20 protein-coding genes are annotated in these 22215 nt (G+C 63.0%); 10 read left to right on the forward strand and 10 right to left on the reverse strand.

Translation table 11 applies throughout. The annotated features are described in order from the left end of the window. Window positions 1-9 precede the first annotated feature (9 nt). Entirely contained in the window at window positions 10-492 is a 483-nt protein-coding gene (locus AC3IPM_RS06070; protein ID WP_489303064.1) for a hypothetical protein, read from the forward strand. Window positions 493-555: 63 nt separating this feature from the next. Here the strand turns inward: AC3IPM_RS06070 and AC3IPM_RS06075 are convergent, their stop codons facing one another. Then, the gene (locus tag AC3IPM_RS06075) at window positions 556-852 is read right to left on the reverse strand and encodes a hypothetical protein (RefSeq protein ID WP_489303065.1); all 297 of its coding nucleotides are present in this window, start codon (window positions 850-852) and stop codon (window positions 556-558) included. A 170-nt stretch (window positions 853-1022) separates the two neighbouring features. Between AC3IPM_RS06075 and AC3IPM_RS06080 the strand changes: the two genes are divergently transcribed. Further along, a complete protein-coding gene (locus AC3IPM_RS06080) occupies window positions 1023-1370 on the forward strand; it encodes a helix-turn-helix domain-containing protein (RefSeq protein WP_489303066.1) in 348 nt (115 codons plus the stop codon). A 6-nt stretch (window positions 1371-1376) separates the two neighbouring features. Here the strand turns inward: AC3IPM_RS06080 and AC3IPM_RS06085 are convergent, their stop codons facing one another. The 4 genes from AC3IPM_RS06085 to AC3IPM_RS06100 all read right to left on the reverse strand — a co-directional run bounded on the left by AC3IPM_RS06085 (window position 1377) and on the right by AC3IPM_RS06100 (window position 5698). Next, entirely contained in the window at window positions 1377-2231 is an 855-nt protein-coding gene (locus AC3IPM_RS06085; protein WP_489303067.1) for a hypothetical protein, read from the reverse strand. Between the two features lie 281 nt (window positions 2232-2512). Beyond that, window positions 2513-4750, reverse strand: a complete 2238-nt coding sequence (locus AC3IPM_RS06090) for a hypothetical protein (protein WP_489303068.1) — start codon at window positions 4748-4750, stop codon at window positions 2513-2515. Beyond that, a complete protein-coding gene (locus tag AC3IPM_RS06095; protein ID WP_489303069.1) occupies window positions 4750-5226 on the reverse strand; it encodes a hypothetical protein in 477 nt (158 codons plus the stop codon). Before AC3IPM_RS06095 ends, AC3IPM_RS06090 begins: the two co-directional genes overlap by 1 nt. A 61-nt stretch (window positions 5227-5287) precedes the next feature. After that, window positions 5288-5698 carry a GIY-YIG nuclease family protein gene (locus tag AC3IPM_RS06100; RefSeq protein ID WP_489303070.1) on the reverse strand — a complete coding sequence of 137 codons (411 nt, stop codon included), beginning with the start codon at window positions 5696-5698 and terminating at the stop codon, window positions 5288-5290. Window positions 5699-5806: 108 nt separating this feature from the next. Here AC3IPM_RS06100 and AC3IPM_RS06105 point away from each other — a divergent pair, with 108 nt between their 5' ends. The 5 genes from AC3IPM_RS06105 to AC3IPM_RS06125 all read left to right on the forward strand — a co-directional run bounded on the left by AC3IPM_RS06105 (window position 5807) and on the right by AC3IPM_RS06125 (window position 12211). Beyond that, complete coding sequence (locus tag AC3IPM_RS06105; protein WP_489303071.1) at window positions 5807-6049, forward strand: ankyrin repeat domain-containing protein; 243 nt, start codon at window positions 5807-5809, stop codon at window positions 6047-6049. Further along, entirely contained in the window at window positions 6033-7886 is a 1854-nt protein-coding gene (locus tag AC3IPM_RS06110; protein WP_489303072.1) for a type IV secretion system DNA-binding domain-containing protein, read from the forward strand. The genes AC3IPM_RS06105 and AC3IPM_RS06110 overlap by 17 nt, the downstream gene beginning before the upstream one ends. Before the next feature lie 51 nt (window positions 7887-7937). Beyond that, window positions 7938-10580 (forward strand): MobF family relaxase, encoded by a 2643-nt coding sequence (gene mobF, locus AC3IPM_RS06115; protein ID WP_489303073.1) that lies wholly within the window; start codon window positions 7938-7940, stop codon window positions 10578-10580. Between the two features lie 644 nt (window positions 10581-11224). Further along, on the forward strand, window positions 11225-11623 hold the full coding sequence (locus AC3IPM_RS06120) for a hypothetical protein (protein ID WP_489303074.1): 399 nt from the start codon (window positions 11225-11227) through the stop codon (window positions 11621-11623). A gap of 303 nt (window positions 11624-11926) precedes the next feature. Then, a complete protein-coding gene (locus AC3IPM_RS06125) occupies window positions 11927-12211 on the forward strand; it encodes a hypothetical protein (RefSeq protein ID WP_489303075.1) in 285 nt (94 codons plus the stop codon). Window positions 12212-12268: 57 nt separating this feature from the next. On the opposite strand, the gene AC3IPM_RS06130 is transcribed toward AC3IPM_RS06125, so the two are convergent. Next, on the reverse strand, window positions 12269-12442 hold the full coding sequence (locus tag AC3IPM_RS06130) for a hypothetical protein (protein WP_489303076.1): 174 nt from the start codon (window positions 12440-12442) through the stop codon (window positions 12269-12271). Between the two features lie 145 nt (window positions 12443-12587). Between AC3IPM_RS06130 and AC3IPM_RS06135 the strand changes: the two genes are divergently transcribed. Then, window positions 12588-14792: a methyl-accepting chemotaxis protein gene (locus AC3IPM_RS06135; protein ID WP_489303077.1), complete on the forward strand. Its 2205-nt coding sequence runs from the start codon at window positions 12588-12590 to the stop codon at window positions 14790-14792. 135 nt (window positions 14793-14927) lie between these two features. Continuing rightward, the gene (locus AC3IPM_RS06140; RefSeq protein ID WP_489303078.1) at window positions 14928-15290 is read left to right on the forward strand and encodes a glycine zipper 2TM domain-containing protein; all 363 of its coding nucleotides are present in this window, start codon (window positions 14928-14930) and stop codon (window positions 15288-15290) included. A 12-nt stretch (window positions 15291-15302) separates the two neighbouring features. Here AC3IPM_RS06140 and AC3IPM_RS06145 read toward each other — a convergent pair whose 3' ends face one another. From AC3IPM_RS06145 to AC3IPM_RS06160, 4 genes are read right to left on the reverse strand one after another with little or no spacing between them, the layout of a single operon-like run. Continuing rightward, window positions 15303-16433 carry an ABC transporter permease gene (locus AC3IPM_RS06145; protein ID WP_489303079.1) on the reverse strand — a complete coding sequence of 377 codons (1131 nt, stop codon included), beginning with the start codon at window positions 16431-16433 and terminating at the stop codon, window positions 15303-15305. Continuing rightward, complete coding sequence (locus AC3IPM_RS06150) at window positions 16430-17599, reverse strand: ABC transporter permease (RefSeq protein WP_489303080.1); 1170 nt, start codon at window positions 17597-17599, stop codon at window positions 16430-16432. The genes AC3IPM_RS06145 and AC3IPM_RS06150 overlap by 4 nt, the downstream gene beginning before the upstream one ends. Next, complete coding sequence (locus tag AC3IPM_RS06155) at window positions 17596-18615, reverse strand: HlyD family secretion protein (protein ID WP_489303081.1); 1020 nt, start codon at window positions 18613-18615, stop codon at window positions 17596-17598. The genes AC3IPM_RS06150 and AC3IPM_RS06155 overlap by 4 nt, the downstream gene beginning before the upstream one ends. Next, window positions 18608-19957 (reverse strand): TolC family protein, encoded by a 1350-nt coding sequence (locus AC3IPM_RS06160; protein WP_489304021.1) that lies wholly within the window; start codon window positions 19955-19957, stop codon window positions 18608-18610. Before AC3IPM_RS06160 ends, AC3IPM_RS06155 begins: the two co-directional genes overlap by 8 nt. 280 nt (window positions 19958-20237) lie before the next feature. Between AC3IPM_RS06160 and AC3IPM_RS06165 the strand changes: the two genes are divergently transcribed. Continuing rightward, window positions 20238-22214 carry an oleate hydratase gene (locus AC3IPM_RS06165; RefSeq protein ID WP_489303082.1) on the forward strand — a complete coding sequence of 659 codons (1977 nt, stop codon included), beginning with the start codon at window positions 20238-20240 and terminating at the stop codon, window positions 22212-22214. The last annotated feature ends 1 nt before the right edge of the window (window position 22215 follow it).

Here is a 22215-nt window from a genome sequence, read left to right on the forward strand (position 1 = left end):
AGATCCCATATGTCCCTGTCCAATCTGATTGCCAGCCGCCGTGCCGTCCACGAAGCACAGGACAATGGCATGTCTGTTCCGGAATACCGGGAGCGCCAGCATCGCTCCACAGCGGCCCAGGTGGCCGGCAACAGCCAGCAAGAGCACGATCGCACCCAGGACATCGCCCAGATGCGCAACGACTACATGCAGGCGAACCTGGGCAAGGGTGAGCCGACCATGGGGCAGATCGAGGACTGGCACCAGGCGCAGCGCAGCCAGCAGCAGCAAGCCCCGGCGCCGTCGATGGATGCGGCCAAGGCCGAGCGAGACTGGGAGGCCGGGCTGTCCCGGGATCAGCGCCAGGAGCACATCCAGGCCGACAACCGCGGCGAAATGAAAGTTTCAGCACCCAAGGCCGAGCTCCCCAATCTTCAGGACAATCGCGTGCTGGATGCCGCCCGTAAGGAGGCGCCGAGCCAGGAGCAAATGGTTCCGCGGTTCAAGCGCTGAAGTTTTCAACTACATAACGGCGGCGCAACTCATGTTGCCCGCCGTCTTTTTTTGCCCGTGTGATTAGTGGAACTGCCGCCAGACCAGGCCTGCGGAGACAAAGAGGATCCAAGGCGTCAGCGGACCCATGACGGACCAGAATGCCAGCTTCAATCCGCGGCCGCTGTAGCCGGGGTAGGTGGTGGCGCCAATGCCATGGCCCAAGCCTACACAGGCCAAGATAATGGCAATCGGGAAAAGGGGCGACAGGAAGGTGGCGAACCACATGCACCGCCAACCACCCTTCAATTTCATCTCTACAAAATTCTGTTGGGCGAGCGTCGTGCCGCCGATGGTTTTGGATTTAACAGCTGCGTTCATGGTCGGGTCCCCTGTGGATGAAGTGCTCGCTATACGTGTATCCCCGTGGTGCAGGGTGTCAACCGTAGCGTTAGGTGCTTCACTGGCATTTTGCCGCTGTTACAGATACCGTAACAGACAGGGAGAAAGCAAGTGGGCAATCTGAGGGGGTATCCCCCCAGGCCCCATCCTTGTCCACCCCGATCACAACCCGCGATTTACTGTCCCTACGTCTGAAAGAGGCGAGGTTGGCCGCGGGTCTCACTCAGGAAAAGCTGGGCACTCTGGCGGGGCTATCCATCGACGTGGCAAGGATGCGGATCAATCGCTACGAGCGGGGGACCAGCGAGCCGAATGAGGCGACCGCCAGGACCCTTGCCAAGGCCCTTCAGATACCCCTGGCATCGTTGTATGCGGAGACCCCGGCCATGGCACAGGTCATCGAGGCCATTGCCCAGCTGCCTGCACGCGAGCAGAAAAAAGTGGCCGAAGAACTGATGGCCAAGGTCGCTGCTCGCCGATCGAAGAAGGCGGAATAGCCGTTCCTACTCGCCCTGGGCCTGGTTGCGCTCGCGCATCTTGTCGATCGCGTCCAGGTAGTCCTTGGCAGCGCCACTCAGCAATAGATCCAGGGCGATCCAGTTGCGCATGCTGGGATGGATCTTCCCCAGCGGCATTGGCTTGGCCGGCCGCATGGGCGGACCCAGCGTGTAGACGAAGTGGGGGGCATTCGTCTCTGGCCAGCGCGGGTCGATGTCCTGGATATGGTCTGTCGTGATGACGCTTTCCACGAAATGCACGCTTCGAAACTCGGCGTGATAGCGGAAGCCGAAATAGGCCGGCGGGATGGTGGGCCAGCCACCGCGGCCATCGCCACCCACCGGATGGAAATACTGCCCCTGTTCCGTAATGACGTCGACCCAGGTCAGCGGATTGTCAGGCTTGATGCGCGCCCGGTTGAGCGAAACGATATAGGCCCGTGCGTCAAAGATGTTCGATGTCATCCCATATCCCTTCAAGTGCTCGATAAGATGCGACAGCCAAAGCCTGTCCACGGGACTACGTGTGGCCGCGTGCGCTCGACGCGCTGCGTTCTGGAGGTCAGACCAGGACAGGTGCGATACCGCCACATCCGCGAGCTGTGAGGGCTGGTGTCGCGCTGCCCAGGTCTGGTCTGCGGCACTGATCGAGACGAGGCGTTTGTGTTGTGCGTTGGACGCCTGCAGCCGGGGCAGGTAGCGCTCCATTTGCCCAAGGGTCGGCACACGCCAACCCAGCTTGGCTTCGAAGATGGCATGGAGCGCGGTGCCGGCGGTCAGTTCCAGATCCGTGAAGCCACGGTCATCCGCGAACACCTGGCTGCGGACAACAGGCTCAAGGCCAGGATCGACACCCAGCATGCGCATGACTTCCTGGCGCAGGGTGAGGCACTGGTCGAGGCACCAACCGAAGGCAGCGGTCCCGGCATTTTCGTCTGAGCCTGCCAGCCCGAAGCAGCTGGCAGGAGTTGAGCCACGTATGAGCATCGGTTTCCCCCGAAGCCATCATAAGACAAGGGCTCCCGAAGGAGCCCTTGTTGCCGGTTGACCGTCCGGCGCCTGAAGTCCGGAGGTGGCTCCGGTAGTCCAGGAAGCGCAGCAGTGGAGACCGCCAGGTGCTCGTTGGCTGCGCTGGTCAAGCTTTACCAGCCGATCGACACGCCGCCACCAATCGAGGTGTCATCGCCCGTGGACGACACACCGATTGAGAAGCTGGCAACCGAGCCGCTGGGCGTGGTCGCATCCCAGCTGAGGTTGGCCGACATTGCCGCTTGGCCACCGCAGTAGCCGATACCTGCAGAAGCCTTGCGACGAGCGCCGTTGGCAGCAGCGGCACCGATCGCCTGAGCTTGGGCTGCCCCCATCGCGCAAACCCCGCTAATGCGCTTGTCCTGCGAGTTGAAGCGGTTGTCGATGTTGGTCCAGCGATCATTCCAGCGCTGTTCCATGTCCCACAGCTGCCCACCGTTGACGGCATCCATCGAGCCGCGCTCGATACGACCGTTGGCCACATTGGTAATGCGCTGGCTGCCCGCATCGATCCCTTGACGGGTCATTGATGGGCCGCCCTGGATCGAAACACCATTGGCGTCAACCGTGGTGTCGCCGACCTTGACGCTGCCCTGGTTGCTCAGCTCGACGTTGTCATTGAGTTCGACGGTTTGGTTGCCGTCCGCATCCTCGGTGACTGCGATGTTGCTTCCTCCCTCGATCGGCTTGCCGGCACCGTCGCGGCCATCTCGGCCATCGGCACCGTCCTCGCCATCAGAACCATCTTGGCCGGCCGGACCCTGCGGGCCTTGGGGACCCGAGGGACCTTGCGGGCCGGCAGGACCATTGCCACCAGGCGGCAGCGCTTCCAAGGCGGCCACGCGGCCGTCCAAATCGGCAAGGGCAGAGCCGACGGTGGTATGGACCGCGCCTGACAGGAAGTTGTAGTTCGGACCACTGAAAGCGCCGGTCGCCGGATCGTAATTCGCACCACCGCCAAGCCAGGCGGCCTGGTTGGCCACGACCACCTGCGTCTGCGACACACGGGCATCGACCGTTCGCACCTGGCCCATGTTCGCGGCATCGGTGTTGGCCTGGCCATCGGCGACATGCGTCAGGCGCTGATCAATTTCACCGGCACGGCCGAAGGACACTGTGTTGTCCTCGTTGCACTCGGCTCCATAGCCGACAGTGGTGCATCGAGCAGTGGCATGGCCATAAGCACCCAGAACGGTCGAACCATCGGCTTCGGCATTGCCCTGATGACCGAGAACCGACGAGGCTTCGCCGCCCGCGTTGGTCATCGCTCCAGCCGCGGTCGCGCCATAGGCAGTCGCTGCTGCGCGAGGGCCAGCTGCTGCGGTGTTCTGCGCACTTGCGTTCGCAGCGTCGCCACCAAGCCCATCACCCTGGCCCTTGAAGTAGGGGTCTGTGCCACCTGGGCCCGTCGGCTTGTTGTCGATTGCCAACAGGGCATCGCCCACATTGGTATAGGTGCCCGTGGACAGGTTGTAGGTAGGACCAGTCGTCGCACCTGTTGCCGGGTTGTAAGTGGCACCGCCACCGAGCGAGTTCGTGATGGATGTGATTGCAGGCACGACTTGCTGGACGATCACGGCGTCGTGATCTTCGGTGCCGGCAGCCACATTGATGATTTGGCGATAGGTCTGGGGCGCTGCGGGCAGACCGAGGGCTGGATTGGCGGCAACCGGCTGGCTGTTGCCTACCGAGAGCACATTCTCACGGCCCTCGGAATTGGAGAATGCGCCGACTGCAGCGCTATTCCTGTCGTCAACTCTGGCGCCGGTTCCGACAACGGTAGTCAACTCGACATAGCCAGGACCGAACGGGCCACTGCCACTGGAAGCGCCGCGGCCAATGACAACATTTGCCCACCCGCCGCTATAGCCCCCAACTACAGTGCTGTTGGAGCCTTGGTTGAAACCGTTAATGTTCGTGGAGTAGTTGCCGTTTGTGGTGCCATTGATCGACACACTGTTGATGCCCTGTGCTCGGCCGTTGATGGCGACGCTGTCTGAATTGGTAGTTGCAGAGTTGTAGCCGATCGAAACCTGTCGCAATTCGCCTGCGCCGGCAAATGGATCCGAGTTGGTGTTGCTTGCACCATCGCCCACGGCCACCCCGCGGCCCGCATTAACACGGTTGCCGACGCCAGTTCCGTTATTGCGAACGGTTCCATTGCTACCAACGAGAACTACAGAACCAAGGCTCGTCGTGCAGGTAGCAGTCGAGTTGTCGCCGATGACAACTCCATCACCGCAAAATGTTGTATCGACATTGTTTCCGAGCTCGATGACCGCCGCATTCGCCGATCCCATGCACGCCAGCAGTAGCAGTGCCAGCGCCTGAAGTGAGGCTTTGAACTTCATTACTTGGCGCTCCTATTGGTGGACTTGAGGAATGCCGCCGTGCGCTCTTTCGAGCACACAATCGGCGGTGGGATAAAAACGCGGACCTTTTCGGCAATGGCTGGAGGTGCAGAAACCGAATCGGAAATGCTCTCCTGATAAGTGGTCGTCGTGTCCGCGTATGGCAGCGAAGCGGCGTAGATGCCAGCCGCATTCGTCTTCGTCTTGAAGACCTGGCCATTGGCCGAGGTCAGGGAAATGTTCACGCCAGCGCGTGGGCCACCGGCCCAGACAGCGCCGCGGATCTCGCACTTGTCGCCTTGGACCAGGGCCACCGGTTGCTTGGCCAGCTGATAGGCGATGGGCGGGGCGCCAGCGGTTGATACCTCTGCTGCTTGGGCAAGTGAACAGAACGCAGCAAAAATGAGGCCAACGACAAAGAGCTGGATCCTTGATGCGCTATTGGTATCCAGCAAGGAGGTGAGCAAGGTTTTCATGGGCGGTCTCGTATGAGGTTGAGGGTCTTCCTATTCACAACTAGCCTCACGGGACGGGATGTCAAGCTAACAGACGAGACAAGGCGTTGACTGCTTTCCAGAACGGCTTCCTGGAGTGCCGGCGCGGCCAGGACAGGGACAAGGCAATCCCGCGGCGCTTGGGTGTGGCTCGGCGCCTGGGATCGCAGATCAAGCCAGGAGGCTTGGCGTAGACCAGCCAGCCATGGGTCTGGGCTTTCAGCCGCCAGGCATATTCGTATTCCACGGCCTCGGCTTCGGTGCCACCGACCACGCCGAGAACAACGAAACTAAAGGAGCGGCCGCACCAGCCACCTGCTGGTCGCCTGTGTTGGAGCTCGCGTTCGCTCGGATCCACCGACTGGCCGATGTAGCAGCAGCCGTTGTCGAATAGCAACGCATAGAGCGTTCGAGACCGGGCGTGATACTTCTGACTTCGGTTCCAGCGGCGCATATCGACAGTTCAAGTGGATCTGCTATCAGGCCTAGCATCCGGGGGCGCGATGTCAAGAAATGGCCTGGCTGCGCTTGACAGTCCGTCCCCGCCCATCACTTTGAAAGGATGGACATTCACGACCTGATAGCCGCAGTTCGCTGCTCGGATCTTCCGCGTGCTCGCCAGCTACTGGCCGCTGGCACTGATCCGAATGCCGATCACAATTTCTCGAAAGGCCCACTCCACCTGGCTGCTGAGGCCCAGAACTGCGAGCTCATTGAGCTGTTGTTGTTCGCTGGCGCAAATACCTCTCGCAGGGATGTCTACGGCCTGACCCCACTGGACTACTCCGATGTCGCAGCCTCGTGATCTGCTGACACCAGAGGAAGCGGGCAACGCGTCTGCGTCGGAAGTAGTCCGGCGCTGGGATCAGGCCATGGTGTTAGGGGCGCTGGTCTTTGTCGCTGTGCTATCCCTCTCCATGTTCCTGCTCTGGAAGCTGGGCGAGCCGGGCATGGGGCGGCTGGATGCCCTGGAGCATGGTTTGGGTGCGCTGCGCTACCTGTCCACCCAACACGATATGGACTGGCTGCCTTGGGGCGAGCTCAAGCGCGAGCCGTGGGTGATTTTTCGCATGGTGGTTTCACTGGTGCTAGCAGGTGCTAGCAGCTGGTGGATTGGTTGGCTGACGGCGCGACCGATGTCCCGGGTTCGCCATATAGAGGGGCCGCGGTTGCTGGAAGGGAAGGAGGCCGAACGCGCGTGCAGGTCTATATCGCAGAAGGATGGATGGCTTTGGCTTCATCCTTTGCTCCACATGCTCAAGAGGCACATGACCAAGCATGTGGTGATCGTAGGGTCGCCTGGCGGCGGCAAGACGCAGATCCTGTGGTGGATCCTCAAGCAGCTGCTTGTGATGGGAAAGTGGGGCCGGAAATGCCTCATTTACGACATCAAGGGCGACTACATCGCTGCCATCCCTGAAGCGGCCTTGGTTTCACCCTGGGATGCGCGATCGTATGTCTGGGACATCGCCGAGGACTTGAATACCTCGCAAGCTGCCAGCGTCTTTGCGTCGGCAATGATCCCAACGAAAGATGGCGACTTCTGGTCGGGTGCTTCCCAGCAGATCGTCCTAGGAATGATCCTTCAGCTGATCCACGACAAGCAGCACGTGGGAAAGAACTGGGATTTCGACACTCTGGCAGGGCGCCTGGTTATGGATCCTAACGAGCTCAAGGATCTGCTTCAACAGCATTACCCTCCAGCGGCTCGCCTGCTTGAGGATCCATCAAGCACCACGGCGCTGAATATCTTGCAGACCGTGGTGGCCAATACCCGGATCATTCAGCAGCTGGCCGAAGCCTGGCGTGGCGAAGGCCGCAAGAAGATCAGCTTCCGAAAGTGGGCGGCTGACGACTGGGCAGGGCGGCGTCAGATTATTTTGGGCGCCGGCCCAGACGTCGACATGACCAGCCGATACGTAGCCGCCATCATCAATACGCTCATTCCGAACATCATTTCACCCGCGCTGCCCGACGATGAAGAGGGGCGCACGCTGGCCATTGTGTTGGACGAGTTCACTAGCCTGGGCAAGCTCAACATTGGCCCGCTGATCGACAAGGGGCGCAGCAAGGGCTGCATGGTCATCCTGGGGTTCCAAGCTATCGACCAAGTTAAGGAGGTCTACGGCCAGAACTTCGCCAACGGCATGATGTCGATGGTCTCCACGCACATCATTTGCCAGACCGCCCTGGGCGAGACACAGAACATGCTGGCGAACCTATTCGGCCGGCGCCGAGTGGCCATGACCACGCATAGCCGCGCAGCTGGGGCGACTGGCTATAGCGTTGCCCAGCACGAAGAGCAGCGTCAGGTGGTGGCCCCGTCCGTCATCGGGCATGAGCTTGGAGTGGTCCGCCGCAAGAAGGGTTTCACCATCAAGGCGATCGTTTCCATCGGCAAGGATCCGCTACTGCTGGAATTCCCGGGCGAGCCATTGCCGAAGTTTCGTCCGACCTTTGTGCCTGCGAAGTGGACAAAGGGAGTTCCGAAGCGGGAGAAGCCGGTCAAGGCAGAGCCTGCGGAGGCGACAACAACGGCAGTGCTCGGCCTGGGGGAGGTCAAAGCTGAGCCTAAACAGGACCACGAGCAACCCGAGGACGGGCTGACAGCGTTGGCTAGGCGCGAAGGGCTGTTGCCTTGACGACCTGTCCGGTGATGCTTTTATGGGATGTATGCAACCGAGGGCGTCCTGATGTTGAATGTCACGAAACTGGATGGAAGTGGCCGGGACACAAAGTCTGGCGGAAACATCCTTGAATACCTGAAGGCGACCGAGTATTACCTCGACCGCGACGGCCATGCGATGTCGTCGAGCCAATGGGTGGGTGGCGGTGCCAGAGTGCTGGGCCTAGAGGGCGAGGTAAGGGTCGAGGACATGGAGAACCTGGCTCGCGGCATCGGGCCCGACGGTGACGAGCTCCGGCAGAATGCTGGCGAGGCAACTCGCGTTGGTTGGGATCTGACTTTTTCCAGTGTCAACTCGTTTTCTTTCGCCTACTCAATCGCCGATCCGAGCGAGCGCGACAAACTGCTGGAAACTCACCACGCGGGCGTCGAAAAAGCGCTGGGCTACCTGGAAGGGCTATCGCGCGTGCGCACCGGCAAGGCCGGGCTGGGCGAGCAGCTAGAGACATCGGGTCTAGTCGCATCCCGCCACACTCACTTCGGATCCAGGGAGCTTGAGCCGCAGGTCCATACTCATGCGTTGGTCTACAACGTGGCTCAGGGTCGCGACGGCAAATGGCGCGCTCTCCATGCCGACCACATGCTCCAGAACACCCGTGCAGCAGGCGCCCTTTATCGTGCCGAGCACGCTTGGCAGTTACGCCAGCAGGGCTACGGGATCGTCAAGGATCGGAAGCTAGATGCAGACGGTCGTGAGACAGGCGATGTTTTCTACAAGTTGGCCGGTATCGATGAGCGTCTGACCGATCGCATAGCCACCCGCCGCACCCAGATCCTGGAGTATCAGAAGGAGCATGGCGGGACGCTGGACCAGGCCGCGTTGGCGACACGCAAACACAAGGACGAGCCGACTTACAGCGAGCTGCTGAAGATGTGGCACCAGTCCCTGGAAGAGGCCCAGAAACTCGATCCTACGTTGAAGGTCCCCAGCATTGGCGAGCTTCAAAGTAAGGCTTGCGTGTTCGGTGAAGAGATCAGCGACGACGATATCCTCAAGCGCCTACACACGACCGAGGCCAGTTTCACTAAAGCGCAGTTGGTCGAACGCATTGCCTTGGAACATGTTGGGCAAATGGATGCCAAAGGCATCCTCCAAGAGGTCGATGCCTTTCTGAAGCGTGCGCCGATTGTGGAGCTCGCTCGCCACAACGATCACCATTTGATTGATGGTGAGCCGAAATTTGCGGCTCAGTGGATGATCGACATGGAGTTGGAGATCGGCGCTCGTGGGCGGGCACGCATGGACGAGGTCCAGATCAAGGTGGCTCCAGAAACAGTTGAGGAAGCCATCTCGGAAATCGAGACCAAGGACAATTTCAAGTTCAGCCAGGAACAAATAGCCGCGGTGCTCCATCAAACCGTTGATACGGGTGGCACTGCGATTATTTCTGGGCGAGCGGGGACGGGAAAAACCACGCTGGCGAAAGCTGCCGTGTTGTCCTGGAGGAAAAACGGCCAAGAAGTAATCGGTGTTTCCACAGGCTGGGACGCGGCCAAGAAGCTGGAAGCGGAGGCTGGTATCGAGTCATTTTCCGCTGCCAAGCTGCTGTGGGACTTGGAGAACGGCAAGAAGCAACTGACCAATCGTCATGTCGTTCTCTTCGACGAAGCGGGTATGGCTGGAACCGAGGTCATTCACAAGCTTCAGACCTTCACTGATCAGGCAGGTGCCAAGCTCGTCCTTCAAGGCGACCAGCACCAGCTACAGCCGGTCTCGGCCGGCAATCCTTTCTCGATGCTGATCCAGGTGATCGGGCACAAGGAAACGACGGAAATTCGCCGACAACGCACACAGGAGGGGCGGGACCAAGCAGACCTCATTTATGGCTCGAATCTCGGCCAAGAGATCATGGATAGATATGACAGGAACGGTCAAATCTACCGGTCTCAAAACACGAAAGCCTCCATTGAAAACCTCGCAGACCGCTGGGTGGCATCCACTGAGCAGGACAAAGAGAAGCTGATCATCGGGGCCACGAACTCAGACAGCGGCTTGGTCAACGATGCCATTCGCAAGCGGCGTCAGGCAGCTGGGATCCTGGGGGCTGACAAGGCGCGGTTCAAAGCCATCGTCAATAAGGAGTGGAAGGAAATCGCTCTAAGCGATGGTGACCGTGTTCGTTTCGGGAAGCTCGACAAGCGAATGGACGTGGTCAATGGTTCTATTGGCATTGTTCAAGAAATCAAGCAGGGAAAGCAGGAGGACAGTCATCTGATCACGGTCAAAATCGAGAGCGACATTAAGTCCAAGGATGGACGGCTGGTGTCATTCGACACCGCCGACTACAAGTCTGTCGGCCATGGCTACGCGTTCACGGTCCACAAGACCCAAGGGCAAGGCCGCGAGGAGACCTACCACCTGGTCAATCCAAAGATGGCGGACAAGAACCTTCAGTTGGTTGCTCAAACCCGTGCCAAATCGAAATACATGATGTTTGGCGCCGCAGACGATATTGCTGAGATGGCTCCGCGGATTGGCCGCGAGCGTCCGAAGCAAAATGCAATCGACCAGATGGCACAAATCCAGAATATTGAGCCGCCGTCAATCGAGCTGAACGACAAAACCAAGCAGCTGGTGCGGGAGTCCGGTGCGCACATCCAAGAGCAGCGGCGACTGATGAAGGGCAGGGGCCTGGGGCTGAGGAAGTAGTTCTCGATACTTCGCTGCAAAGCCGGAATATCCGCCGAAACTGGAGCCAACTTGGGACAATCGGCTGTAGCCTATATGTAGCCCATTTCGTACTGCCCGGGGCGAGAAATGCTGATATGCCGGGATAAAACAGCGAAAACGGGCTGGTAGCTCACTAATGCTTCATCAGCGGGGTGTGTTCGGCGGACCCCTTGCTGTCCTTGGATTTCATTGTCGAATCAGTGGTTTGCAAGAAACGTCCTTACGGGAACTGGCGGTCAATCCGGGTCGCTGGCGGGAAGTAACGGTGTGTCTAGGCGCGCTGTTGTTGCGGCACCAAGAGGGATTGACCACGGATCAGGCTGGTGGTGGGGCGGAAGGGGAGGCCTCCCGTCGCCGAGGTGCCCAGTTTAAGCTGACCCACCGGCAAATCTTTGAGTTGTCTATCGAAAAGGTGGCACTTCAAGGCCAGATCGGTCACCTCGTGATGGGACGGGGCCGAAAGTGAGGCTGGGAAGCCCTGGCGGATCGCACCAAGGGGGCGACCAAGGGAGCTGATTGGGAGGCGGCCTCGGGGTAGTCTCTTTCCACCAGGACAGGATTTGCGCCCAGTGCCGCATCGGGCCTGTCCCAATCAATATTCAGGGCAAACGGAGGAGCCGCTCATGGATGCCGAAAAGGCAGTTGGATGTACCTTGCTTCGGACATGGGTGCGTCGGATCCTATCAATTGTTGTCGGGACATTGATGCTGGCGTGCAGTGGCTACTATGGTGAACAAACGCTCAAGCTCGAACATGTGCAATTCTTCAATGCCCGGCAAACGCAACCGGGGGAGCTGCGAATATCTGGAGTCGCAGTACATAGTTCACTTTCCGTGCAGCGCATAGAGAGTGTGCTGGGGGGGCGAGAGATTCAGGTGAGGGTGGTGCTTGTTCCGGCAAAAAAGGGATTGTCGGGAAGTTTCGCGTACGTTGCTGTCTTGAATGACACCGTTGAAAAAGTGACGTTTGGAGACGAACGCACCCTGATCTGGACGCGGGAGCGAGGCGCTATTGGACGCTAGCGGAGCCAATGCCTGGCCTGACCTTTCCCCTGCAGAACGTATCCCTTGCCGTGTGATGTAACTCCAGCAAGGCCTCGGGGCGCATCAAAGTGCAATGCCGCGTTCTCGGTCGCCGGATGGATCGTACGCAAGCGGGGATGCAGACAACCCCGCTGTACACCACGCTTGCAGTAACCGACGGTGGGGGGAGTGGTGCAGCAGTACACCTATGATCCGTATGGCGTCTCCAGCTCGGCGACAACTGAGTACAGAACGTAGCGAATACAATCGGCTGGGGCCGGCCGGGAAGAGGAGAGGTTTTTGATGAGGGCACAGATGGCGCTGGGGTGGTCATTGCTTATCGGATGGATCGCCGCTCCATGGTTTCTTTGGTGGGCCGCGAATGGGCTGGACAACGTGGTGTGGTTCGTTCTGCACCAGCTTTACTATCTTCCACTCGGTTGTTGGATCGGGAAGCCTTTCTTCATACCCGACTCCGAGGTGATGTTCTTCGTGCTTCCGGCAGGGCGAGTGCTGACAGCACTTTTCTATATTGCCACCGGCGGGATGATCTTTCTTGCCCGCCGCACATGGAAGCGCAAGAGATAGGGCACTGGAACTCCTTCTCTGACGCGGCTTCTGGTAGATCATGCCGACGCCGTAGCGTCAATTCCGGTGGCCCAGCGTAGCGATCTGCTCGCGCAGTTTCATGTTGTGGTCGGGCGAGGGCTCACCACGCCGCGCACTGGCGCTCATGCGCGCAGTGGACAGCGAGCATCGCTCGCTCAACTCCATCTCGACCGTTCCAGGCACCAGCCGCCCCTGCGCCGATTCGGACACTACCTTTGATGTCGGGAGATTCCCGACGGTATGGATGGGTTTGAAGTTAATGAATGTGGGTGGCTTATTACTTTATGGGAACTCCCTAAAGTTTCCCGATGCCGGGCCGTCATCGGATACAGGGCCATCCTTCAAAGGAATTGAAATGCTTGCCTTACGCAAAATGCGCGTCGGAATGCGGCTTGCCGCCGGTTTTGGTCTGTTGCTGCTGATGATCACCGCCACGCTGGCGGTAGTGCTGTATGGAAATGCACAGAAATCGGCCCAGTTCGAGCGCGTGGTCGATGTCAACATGGTCAAGATGCGCCTGTTGAACGATATGCTCGATACCAACAACGCCTTGCTGATGCACCGTCGTCTGATGGTGGTCAAGCGGGGCGAGGGAATTGCCCAGGATCAGGCCGAGGCGGAAAAACTGTCCGGGGCCTATGACCGGATCTGGGATCAATACGTAAAGATTCCCCGCGATGCGACTGGCGACACGCTGGTCGCGGGCATCCAGGCGGCGCGTACCGCCACCGATGCCGCCACCAGTGAACTGAACCAGCAGATGCAGGATGGTGACTTCGACGCCGCTGCGCAGGCACTGTTGCGCGAGCATGGCTTGGCGATGGGCTGGAACCAGGCCATCTCCACGCTGCTGCGGCACCAGGACACCCTGACCAGCCGCAGCCGCGACGAGTACCACGCGATCGAGCGCTGGACGGCCCGGCTGTCGATGGCGATCGGCGCGCTCAGCCTGGTGCTGGGCGGCTTGGCGGCCTGGCTGATCACGCGCAGTTTGACCCGGCCATTGGGCACGGCGGTGCGCCTGGCCGATGGCATCGCCGAGGGGCGCCTGGACAACCGCATCGATGTTTCCGGCAACGACGAAGTGACCCAGCTGCTGGCGGCGATGCAGCGCATGCAGGGCCAGGTGCAGGCGGTGATTGCCGCCCAGGCGGAACTGGCCCGGCAGGATGAGACAGGCAGCCTGAGCTATCGCATGGATGCGAGCGTGTTCCCGGGCGACTACGGGCGGATGGTGCGCGACACCAACGCGCTGGTGGACGCGCACGTGCGCGTGCAGAACCGCCTGATCGAGGTGATGCGCCACTACGCGCGTGGTGACCTGTCGATGGACATGGAATCGCTACCCGGGGAGAAGGCCGCGATCAGCCAGGCGATGGCCGAGACCAAGGCCAGCCTGTCGGCGATCAATGCCGAGATCCGGCGCCTGGCCGGTGCGGCGGCGGCCGGCGATTTCAGCCTGCGCGGCGACGCGGAGCACTACCAGCATGATTTCCGCGAGATGGTGGAAGGCCTGAACCGGTTGATGCAGTCCACCGACCACAACCTGGGGGAGGTGACGCAGCTGCTGCAGGCCATCGCACGGGGCGACCTGACCCAGCGCATGCACGGCGAGTTCCATGGCGTGTTCGCGCGGATGCGTGACCATTGCAATGCCACGGTTGACCAGCTCACTTCGATTGTCGGGCGCATCCAGACCAGTACGTCCAGCATCAACCTGGCGGCCTCGGAAATCGCCTCGGGCAACAGCGATCTGTCGCGGCGGACCGAGCAGCAGGCAGCGAGCCTGGAAGAGACGGCGGCCTCGATGGAGGAACTCACCTCCACCGTGCGGCAGAACGCCGAGCACGCGCGCCAGGCCAATCAACTTGCGATTGGCGCGCACACGGTGGCCTCGCAGGGCGGTGAGGTGGTGGGCGAGGTGGTCACCACCATGGGGGAGATCGAGGCCAGCTCCCGGCGCATTGCCGAGATCATCTCGGTCATCGACGGCATCGCCTTCCAGACCAATATCCTGGCGCTGAATGCTGCCGTGGAAGCGGCGCGTGCCGGTGACCAGGGACGGGGCTTTGCGGTGGTCGCCGCCGAAGTGCGCACCCTGGCGCAGCGTTCGGCCGCTGCCGCCAAGGAAATCAAGGGGCTGATCGAGGACTCGGTGGGCAAGGTCGGGGACGGCTCGGCGCTGGTGCGCAAGGCCGGTGCCACGATGGGTGAGATCGTGGCCTCGGTGCAGCGGGTGACCGACATCATGTCCGAGATCTCGGCGGCCTCGCAGGAGCAGTCGGCCGGTATCGAGCAGGTCAACCAGACGGTGATGCAGATGGACGAAACCACCCAGCAGAATGCGGCGCTGGTGGAGGAAGCCACGGCGGCCGCGCGCGCGATGGAGGACCAGGCAAACCTGCTGGGCGAGGCGGTGGCGGTGTTCCGCATCGTGGCCAGCGCCATGCCGACGACGGTCGCAGCGGCGGCGCCGGTCGCGGCCGCTGCGCGCGCGCCACGGGTGACGCCGCGGCAAGCACCACGGCTGGTGACGGAAAGCGGTTGGCAGGAGTTCTGAACGACGCCTGCCGGCCGAGGCTGGCCGCGCGCTGAACCCACGTGCCGTTCTTGACCTGGCGTGCACGTGTTTTCACCTGTGATTGCCATGCGCGGGCGCAGGCTGGTAGCCCAGTAGCCGCGTCAGGAGACGACCATGAAGATCACTACCCACATGCTGTGCCTGGGTGCACTGCTGGCAGCATCGTTCACTGCCGGCGCGCAGACCTACGGCCCGAAGGACGAAGGCCGCCGCTTCAATGACGGCAGCAAGATCGTCTGCAAGAACGTGGAAGTGCAACGCAACAGCAAGGACCCGAACCGTATCGCCGGTACCGCCACGGGCGCGGTGGTGGGCGGACTTCTGGGCAACCAGGTAGGCGGCGGCAACGGCAAGAAGCTGGCAACGGTCGCCGGTGCGGTGGCCGGTGGCGCAGCGGGTCGTACCATCCAGGGTCGCAGCCAGCAGAACAACGGCGATCGTGTGGTCGAGCGTCGTTGCGAACGCCGCTACCCGTAACGACCGGTCAACTCAGTTGTCGCGCGTCGGGCTTGTCGGCCGGCGCGCGCCCAGCCGCCACACCGCCAGGGCCCCATAGAGCACCAGCAGCCCGGCCAGCGTCCACAGCTCGCGCCCGACTTCGGCCAGGCTGGCATCCATCTGGTTCAAGCGCACCATCAGGTTGATGCCTGAGGTGGTGGGCAGCAGTTGGGCCAATGCCACCAACGGCTTGGGTGATACCACCGCCGGCCAGGACAGGTTGGCCAGGAAGAACAGTGGAATCGACACCGCGATGATGTATTGGAACGGCCGTTCGCGGGTGCGGAAGAAGCTGCCGACGAACAGCCCGAATGCCACCGTGGCAGCGATGAACAGGCTGCCGCCGAGCAGTTGGCCGAGCGGGTTGCCGCCGCGCGGATAGTCCTGCACCCAGGCGGTGAACCCGGCATAGTAGAGCAGGCCGAGCAGGCCGATCAGACCAAAACCCAAGGCCATGCCGGCCAGCGTCGGCAGGTTGAAGCGTAGCCGGCGGCCCAGCGCGAGCCGGCGCGTGCCGAGCAGGACGCCGATGCCCATCAACAGGGTCTGGTGCACGATCAGTTCGGCGACACCCGGCACGATCGCGCTGCCATAGCCTTCCTGTGTATTGAAGAGCGGGCGCTGCACCACGGTGATCGGTGGGGCTTGCGGGGCGCCCATGAACGCGGCCTGGTTGACCGCGGCCTCGCGAGCGAATGCGCCCAACGCATCGGCCACGCCACCGAGTACCCAGCTGGCCCGCCCGAGGTACGCCCCGTTGCCGAGCAGCACCAGCTTGCCGTTGCCGCCGCGCAGGATGTCGCGCTCCAGGTGGGCCGGGATCAGCAGGATGCCCTCGGCATGACCGGCCTCCAGGATACGGCGTGCTGCGCCGATGTCGTGCGGCTGGTCGACGATGCGCACCGCACGCAGTGCATCCACGCGGCGCAGCAGTTCGCGGCTGGTCGCGCTCTGGTCCTGGTCGACGACCACGATGGGCAGGTTGCCGGCGACCTGGTGACGGTACGCGGCAGGGTAGAAGAACGAGTACAGGATCACCGCGCCGATCATCACCACCAGCGTGTAGCGGTCGCTGAGCACGGCACGCAGGGTCTGCCGGGCGCTGTCCCACAGCTGGCTCATGCGTGGGCTCCGGTGGGCGCATTTGCGCGCGCGGCGGCAATCAGGCGCCAGCCACCGATGCCGCCGGCCACCACCACCATCAGCAGCAACGTGGCCAGCGGCCACAGCGATACGGCCCATGCCGCACCGACGAACTGCTGCTGGGTCTGCAGCTTGACGTAGGCGGTCAACGGCAGCAGCAGGTTCCACACACGGGTGAACAACGGCGCATCGATCACCGGGAAGGTCGCGCCGGAAAACGCCAGCGCGGTGCCGATGCTCAGGCCCACCACCGACAGCGCGGTGCCCATGTCGCGGGTGACGCCGACGAACAGCAGCGCGATGGCCGCGCAGGCAGCGTAGAACAGGGGCTGGGCCAGCAGCAGCAACAGCGCGCTGCCGGCCACGCCGTCGCCGCGCAGGTAGGCCAGGTAGCCCACGCCCAGCGCGCCATACAGCGAGAACAGCAGCACGTAGGGCAGCAACTTGCCGACGATGGCCGACCACGGGTGCGTGCCCAGCCATGCGCCCAGCTGGCCATCGCGTACTTCGCGGCCCAGGCTGCTGGCGGCGGCCAGGGCCAGCACCAGCGAGAGCAGGGCCGGGAAGATCAACGGCAGCAGGAACAGCTCGTAACTGCGCGCCGGGTTATAGAGGATGTCGGCCTGCACCGCGATCGGTGCGGCGCGCAGCTTGGATGGCCCGACCTGCTGGCCGATGCGCTCCACCAGCAGGCGTGCGTTCCAGGCGGCGAGGGCATCGGCGATATCGCGCACCGCCGACTGCCCGGTGGTGAGGTAGGTGGCGTTGTAGTAGGCGAACACCGTGCCCTGGCGGCCGCGCAGGGCCTGGCGGGTGGCATCGCGCGGTACCAGTACCACCGCGAACACGTCCAGCCGGCGCAGCTGCGATTGCGCCTCGGTCAGCGTGATCGGCTGGCTTGCCACCCTCAGCCCGGGGCTGGCGTCGAGCATGCGCAGCAGCTGGCGGCTCTCGGCGCTGTGGTCCAGGTCTACCACCGCAATCGGGATTTCGCGCATCACCGAGGCCGAGAACAGCCAGGCCATCAGCGCCAGCATCAGCAGCGGCATTACGCTGATCAACGCCAGGTCGGCGCGGTCGCGGCGCAGGTGGCGCAGCTCGCGGTGCAGCGAGCCGGCGAATGCCGCCCGCCTACCGGGCTTCATCGTTGCGGCCACGCGAACAGCACGCTCATGCCCGGGCGGAAGCCGTCGATGGGTTTGACCGGGCGCAGCCGCACTTCGAAGCTGCGCACGTCGTAGCCAGAAGATTGCCGCGTGGTGCGCCAGGTGGCGTAGTCGCCGGCGGGGTTCAGGAAGTACACCTCGAATTCGGCGCTGCTGCCGCCCAGCGCCGGGATGTCCCCGCGCAGGCGGCTGCCGACCTTCAATCCTTCCATCTGCGATTCGCGCAGGTTCAACGACACCCACATATGCGCGATGTCGACCAGGGTGAACACCGGGTAGCCGGCCGGCACCAGCTCGCCGACGTCGGCCATGCGCTTGTTGATTTCACCGGCCACCGGCGCGCGGCCGTTGACCTCTTCGCGCGCGGCATCCACTTCGGCCACGGCGCCGCGGGCCTGGCGGACCTGGCCCTGCGCGGCGCGCTTGTCCTGCTCGCGGGCGCCGGCCAGCGCCTGGTCGTACTGGGCGCGGGCGGCGTTGGAGAGCTCGCGTGAACTGCGTGCCTGGGCCAGCGCTTCGTCGCGCTTCTGCCGGCTCATCACGCCTTCGTTGAAGAGGTTCTGCACGCGCTGGTAGGTGGCGTCGGCCAGGGTCGCCCCGGCTTCCGCACGCTTCCAGTTGGCCTGCGCGGCGCGGATATCCTCGCTGCGTGCGCCTTCGTCGGCCTTGTCGGCCACCGCGCGGGCGGCCTCCAGTGCACCGTGGGCCTGCTCTTCCTTGGCCGCAACTTCAGGGCTGTTGAGCACGAACAGGACCTGGCCGGGGCTGACCCGGTCGCCCTCGCGGACCTTCAACTCGGCCACCCGCGCGGTGATCTTGGCGGCCACGTTGACCGTATCGGCATCGGCCATGCCCTGCAGCTGTTCGGCCGGGCTGCGCCAGGCCAGCCACAGGCCGAGCACCACCACCACGGCCAGTACCAGCACGATCAGGATGCCGCGCCGGCGTTGGTTCGGCGGCGGGGCATCGGCGGCGGCCTGCAATGTGTCATTCATGCGTGATCACCTCGTCCGCGCGGCGTCGGAATTCTTCATAACGGTCCATCTGTCCACTGATCTCCAGCAGTTGCGCCAGTGCCACGTCGTACTGGTAAGCGGCCTGCGCGCGTTCCACTTGTGCGCCGCCCAGGCCCAGCCGCGCATCGATGACATCCAGTGAGGTGGCCTGGCCTTCGCGGAACGCCAGTTCCTGCAGGCGCAGGTTCTCGCGGTTCTGTTCGATGCTGCTGTCCAGCAGCAGGAACTGCTGACGCGCACTATCCAGATCGTTCCAGGCCTTGCGCACGCCCAGCGTGACCTGGTTTTCAGCCTCGCGCAGGCCGGCCTCGGCCTGGTCCTGCTGCGCGCGTGCGGCACTGATCTGTGCCGGCCGCGAACTCGGTGACAGGAAGGTGTACTTCAAGCCGATGCCGAAGGCCCAGTCCGGGTCGGTGAGCATTTCATCGCGGCGCAGGAAGTCGTACTGGCCGAACAGATACACGGTGGGTTTGAGCTTGGCCTGCTGCGCGCGCACGCCCTGTTCGGCCTGCGCCACCACCGCACGCAGGCGCGCGATCTGCGGCTGCCGCGCCTGCGCGGTGCGTTCGAAGCTGGCCAGATCGCCCAGCGGGGCGCGGTGCACGAACAGCGGCGACAGCGGGCGGACTTCACCGCCGCTGCGCAGCAGCGTGGCCAAGGCGGCTTTCAGTGTCTGCAGGTCGTTGAGCGATTTCTGGTACTCGCGTTCGGCCTTGTCGCGCGCGACGTTGGCCTGCAGCCGCTGGGCGCGGGTGGCGAAGCCCTCGCGTTCCAGCTTGAGCGCATCGTCCAGATGGCGCTGCAATCCATCGCGTACATCCCGACGCACCGTGACCGCCTGCTCGGCCAGGCGTTGGCCGAAATAGGCCTGGGCCAGCTGCACGCTCAAGGACTGACGCTGTGCCTCACGTTCGGCGTCGGCCTGGCGGGTGGCGCCGGCGGCCGCCTGTTGTGCGGCGGGAATCAAGCCGCCGGTATACAGCGGCAACACCGCGGTGACCACCGGACGGGTGCGCCAGTCGCGCTCGGTGAACTGCAGCGGCGAGTCGATGCCGAAGGCTTCGGCGACCGGTGCCAGCGAGCCTAGTGGCAGGGTGAGGGTCTTCTGGAACTGCAGGCGCCGCACTTCGCCGGTGATCTCCGGCAGGCGCAGCAGGCGGGTGGCGTCCTGCAGGTCCTGCTTGTTGCGGACGGATGCATCGGCGGCGGCCAGGGCATCGGAGACCTGCTCCAGCCGCTGCTGCGATTGCTGCCAGTCCAACGCAGGCGGCGCGGCCTCGCCGGGCGGGGCGACCTGGGCACCGGCTTGGGCGACGGCCAGCGCGCACAGCAACAGCGGTGCCAGGCGGTGCAATGGGGAGGGGGCTCGCCGCAGCGATCGAGGCCGGCTCACGTGGTGGCAGGTCCGTTCGTAAAGAGGTCGGCAAAAGATAGTGGAGGCTGCGTGAAGCCGGAGTCTTCACGCGCGTCGGCAAGCGCGCGGAAGGTTTGATGTGGATCAAGGCGGCGTTGCCATCGCTGCGTAACATGGGACGCGTCGGCGCGGTGCTACCGTCGTGGTCAGCGCAGTGTCCATCCATCATGATGAAAGGAGTGGTGCCATGAGCCAGCAGTCGTCGCAGGGACGCAACACGGGAACGGCGCCGTCGTTCGAGCACGAACCGGACAGCAGTGCAGGCTACTGGTCGAACCGGCCGCAGAACACCCTGCCGCCGCCGGACATGATGGGCGCCTACATGCGCAACCGGCCGCTGCCGCCGGAGGGCATGGCGACGCGCCGGGCCTACATCATCGGCACCGGCATCGCCGGTCTGGCGGCAGCGTTCTACCTGATCCGCGATGGGCACATGCCGGCGGCCAACATCACCCTGATCGACAGCCTGGACATCGAAGGCGGCTCGCTGGACGGTGCCGGCAATCCGGACGAAGGCTACCTGATCCGCGGCGGCCGCGAGATGAACTGGAACTACGACAACTTCTGGGACCTGTTCCAGGATGTGCCGGCGCTGGAACTGCCCGAAGGCTTCAGCGTGCTCGACGAGTACCGCGCGATCAACGACCACGATCCGAACTGGTCCAAGGCGCGGCTGCTGCACCAGCAGGGCAAGATCAAGGACTTTTCCAGCTTCGGCCTGAACAAGGCGCAGCAGTGGGAGCTGGTCAAGCTTCTGCTCAAACGCAAGGAAGAACTGGACGATGTGACCATCGAGGACTACTTCAGCGGAGGCTTCCTGCAGAGCAACTTCTGGTTCTTCTGGCGTTCGATGTTCGCCTTCGAGAACTGGCAGAGCCTGCTGGAGGTGAAGCTGTACATGCACCGCTTCCTGGATGCGTTGGACGGCCTCAACGACATGTCCGCGCTGGTGTTCCCCAAGTACAACCAGTACGAAAGCTTCGTGGTGCCGCTGGCGCGCATGCTGCGTGCGCAGGGCGTGCAGGTGCAGTTCGATACGCGCGTGCACGATCTGGAGATGGCGGTGGACGGCCAGTCGCGCACCGTCACGGCGCTGCGCTGCAAGGTGGGCGGGCGCGAAGCGACGATTCCGGTGGAGGCCGGTGACCTGGTGTTCGCGCTGACCGGTTCGATGACCGAAGGCACTGCTTACGGCGACATGGACTCGGCGCCGGTGCTGGCGCGCGGCCACGCCGAGCCCGGCCCGGACAGCGACTGGGCGCTGTGGCGCAACCTGGCCCGGCAGTCGCCGCTGTTCGGCAAGCCGGAGAAGTTCTACGGCGATGTGGACCGCTCGATGTGGGAATCGGCGACGCTGACCTGTTTCCCTTCGCCGCTGGTGGAGAAGATCAAGCAGCTCTCGGTGAATGATCCCTACTCGGGCAAGACCGTGACCGGGGGTGTCATCACCATCACCGATTCGAACTGGGTGCTGAGCTTCACCGTGAACCGGCAGCCGCATTTTGTTGATCAGCCCAAGGATGTGCTGGTGGTGTGGGTGTACGCGCTGCTGATGGACCAGGACGGCAACCACATCAAGAAGCCGATGCCCGCCTGCACCGGGCGCGAGATCCTGGCCGAGCTCTGCCATCATCTGGGTATCGCCGACCAGCTCGATGCGGTAGTGGCCAACACCAAGGTGCGTCTGGCGCTGATGCCCTACATCACCGCGCAGTTCATGCCGCGCGCCGCGGGCGACCGCCCGCACGTGGTTCCCGCCGGCTGCACCAACCTGGGCCTGCTCGGCCAGTTCGTGGAGACCCGCAACGATGTGATCTTCACCATGGAGAGCTCGATCCGCACCGCACGCGTGGCGGTGTACACGCTGCTGCAGCTGGACAAGCAGGTGCCGGACATCAGCCCGACCCAGTACGACATCCGCAACCTGCTCAAGGCCGCGCGTGCGCTCAACAACGGCGAGCCGTTCCCGGGCGAGCGCGTGCTGCACCGGCTGCTCGGCAAGAGCTACTTCGCGCACATCCTGCCGCCGTTGCCGGATGCAGGAAAGGACAAGGGCGGGTTCATGGAGGAGGAGCTGTCGTGGCTGTCGGGCAAGGGCAGCCTGGCGCTGAAGGAGCTGTCGGCGCGGTTGGACAAGCTGGGCGAGCGCCTCGGCAAGCGCTGAG

It is taken from the genome of Stenotrophomonas sp. GL_111 (assembly GCF_057835245.1).

Coding starts and splice junctions, on each gene's coding strand:
- AC3IPM_RS06070 (WP_489303064.1), top strand. CDS start 10: ATGTCCCTGTCCAATCTGATTGCCAGCCGCCGTGCCGTCCACGAAGCA.
- AC3IPM_RS06075 (WP_489303065.1), bottom strand. CDS start 852: ATGAACGCAGCTGTTAAATCCAAAACCATCGGCGGCACGACGCTCGCC.
- AC3IPM_RS06085 (WP_489303067.1), bottom strand. CDS start 2,231: ATGCTGGGTGTCGATCCTGGCCTTGAGCCTGTTGTCCGCAGCCAGGTG.
- AC3IPM_RS06090 (WP_489303068.1), bottom strand. CDS start 4,750: ATGAAGTTCAAAGCCTCACTTCAGGCGCTGGCACTGCTACTGCTGGCG.
- AC3IPM_RS06095 (WP_489303069.1), bottom strand. CDS start 5,226: ATGAAAACCTTGCTCACCTCCTTGCTGGATACCAATAGCGCATCAAGG.
- AC3IPM_RS06100 (WP_489303070.1), bottom strand. CDS start 5,698: ATGCGCCGCTGGAACCGAAGTCAGAAGTATCACGCCCGGTCTCGAACG.
- AC3IPM_RS06105 (WP_489303071.1), top strand. CDS start 5,807: ATGGACATTCACGACCTGATAGCCGCAGTTCGCTGCTCGGATCTTCCG.
- AC3IPM_RS06110 (WP_489303072.1), top strand. CDS start 6,033: ATGTCGCAGCCTCGTGATCTGCTGACACCAGAGGAAGCGGGCAACGCG.
- mobF (WP_489303073.1), top strand. CDS start 7,938: ATGTTGAATGTCACGAAACTGGATGGAAGTGGCCGGGACACAAAGTCT.
- AC3IPM_RS06120 (WP_489303074.1), top strand. CDS start 11,225: ATGGATGCCGAAAAGGCAGTTGGATGTACCTTGCTTCGGACATGGGTG.
- AC3IPM_RS06125 (WP_489303075.1), top strand. CDS start 11,927: ATGAGGGCACAGATGGCGCTGGGGTGGTCATTGCTTATCGGATGGATC.
- AC3IPM_RS06135 (WP_489303077.1), top strand. CDS start 12,588: ATGCTTGCCTTACGCAAAATGCGCGTCGGAATGCGGCTTGCCGCCGGT.
- AC3IPM_RS06140 (WP_489303078.1), top strand. CDS start 14,928: ATGAAGATCACTACCCACATGCTGTGCCTGGGTGCACTGCTGGCAGCA.
- AC3IPM_RS06145 (WP_489303079.1), bottom strand. CDS start 16,433: ATGAGCCAGCTGTGGGACAGCGCCCGGCAGACCCTGCGTGCCGTGCTC.
- AC3IPM_RS06150 (WP_489303080.1), bottom strand. CDS start 17,599: ATGAAGCCCGGTAGGCGGGCGGCATTCGCCGGCTCGCTGCACCGCGAG.
- AC3IPM_RS06155 (WP_489303081.1), bottom strand. CDS start 18,615: ATGAATGACACATTGCAGGCCGCCGCCGATGCCCCGCCGCCGAACCAA.
- AC3IPM_RS06165 (WP_489303082.1), top strand. CDS start 20,238: ATGAGCCAGCAGTCGTCGCAGGGACGCAACACGGGAACGGCGCCGTCG.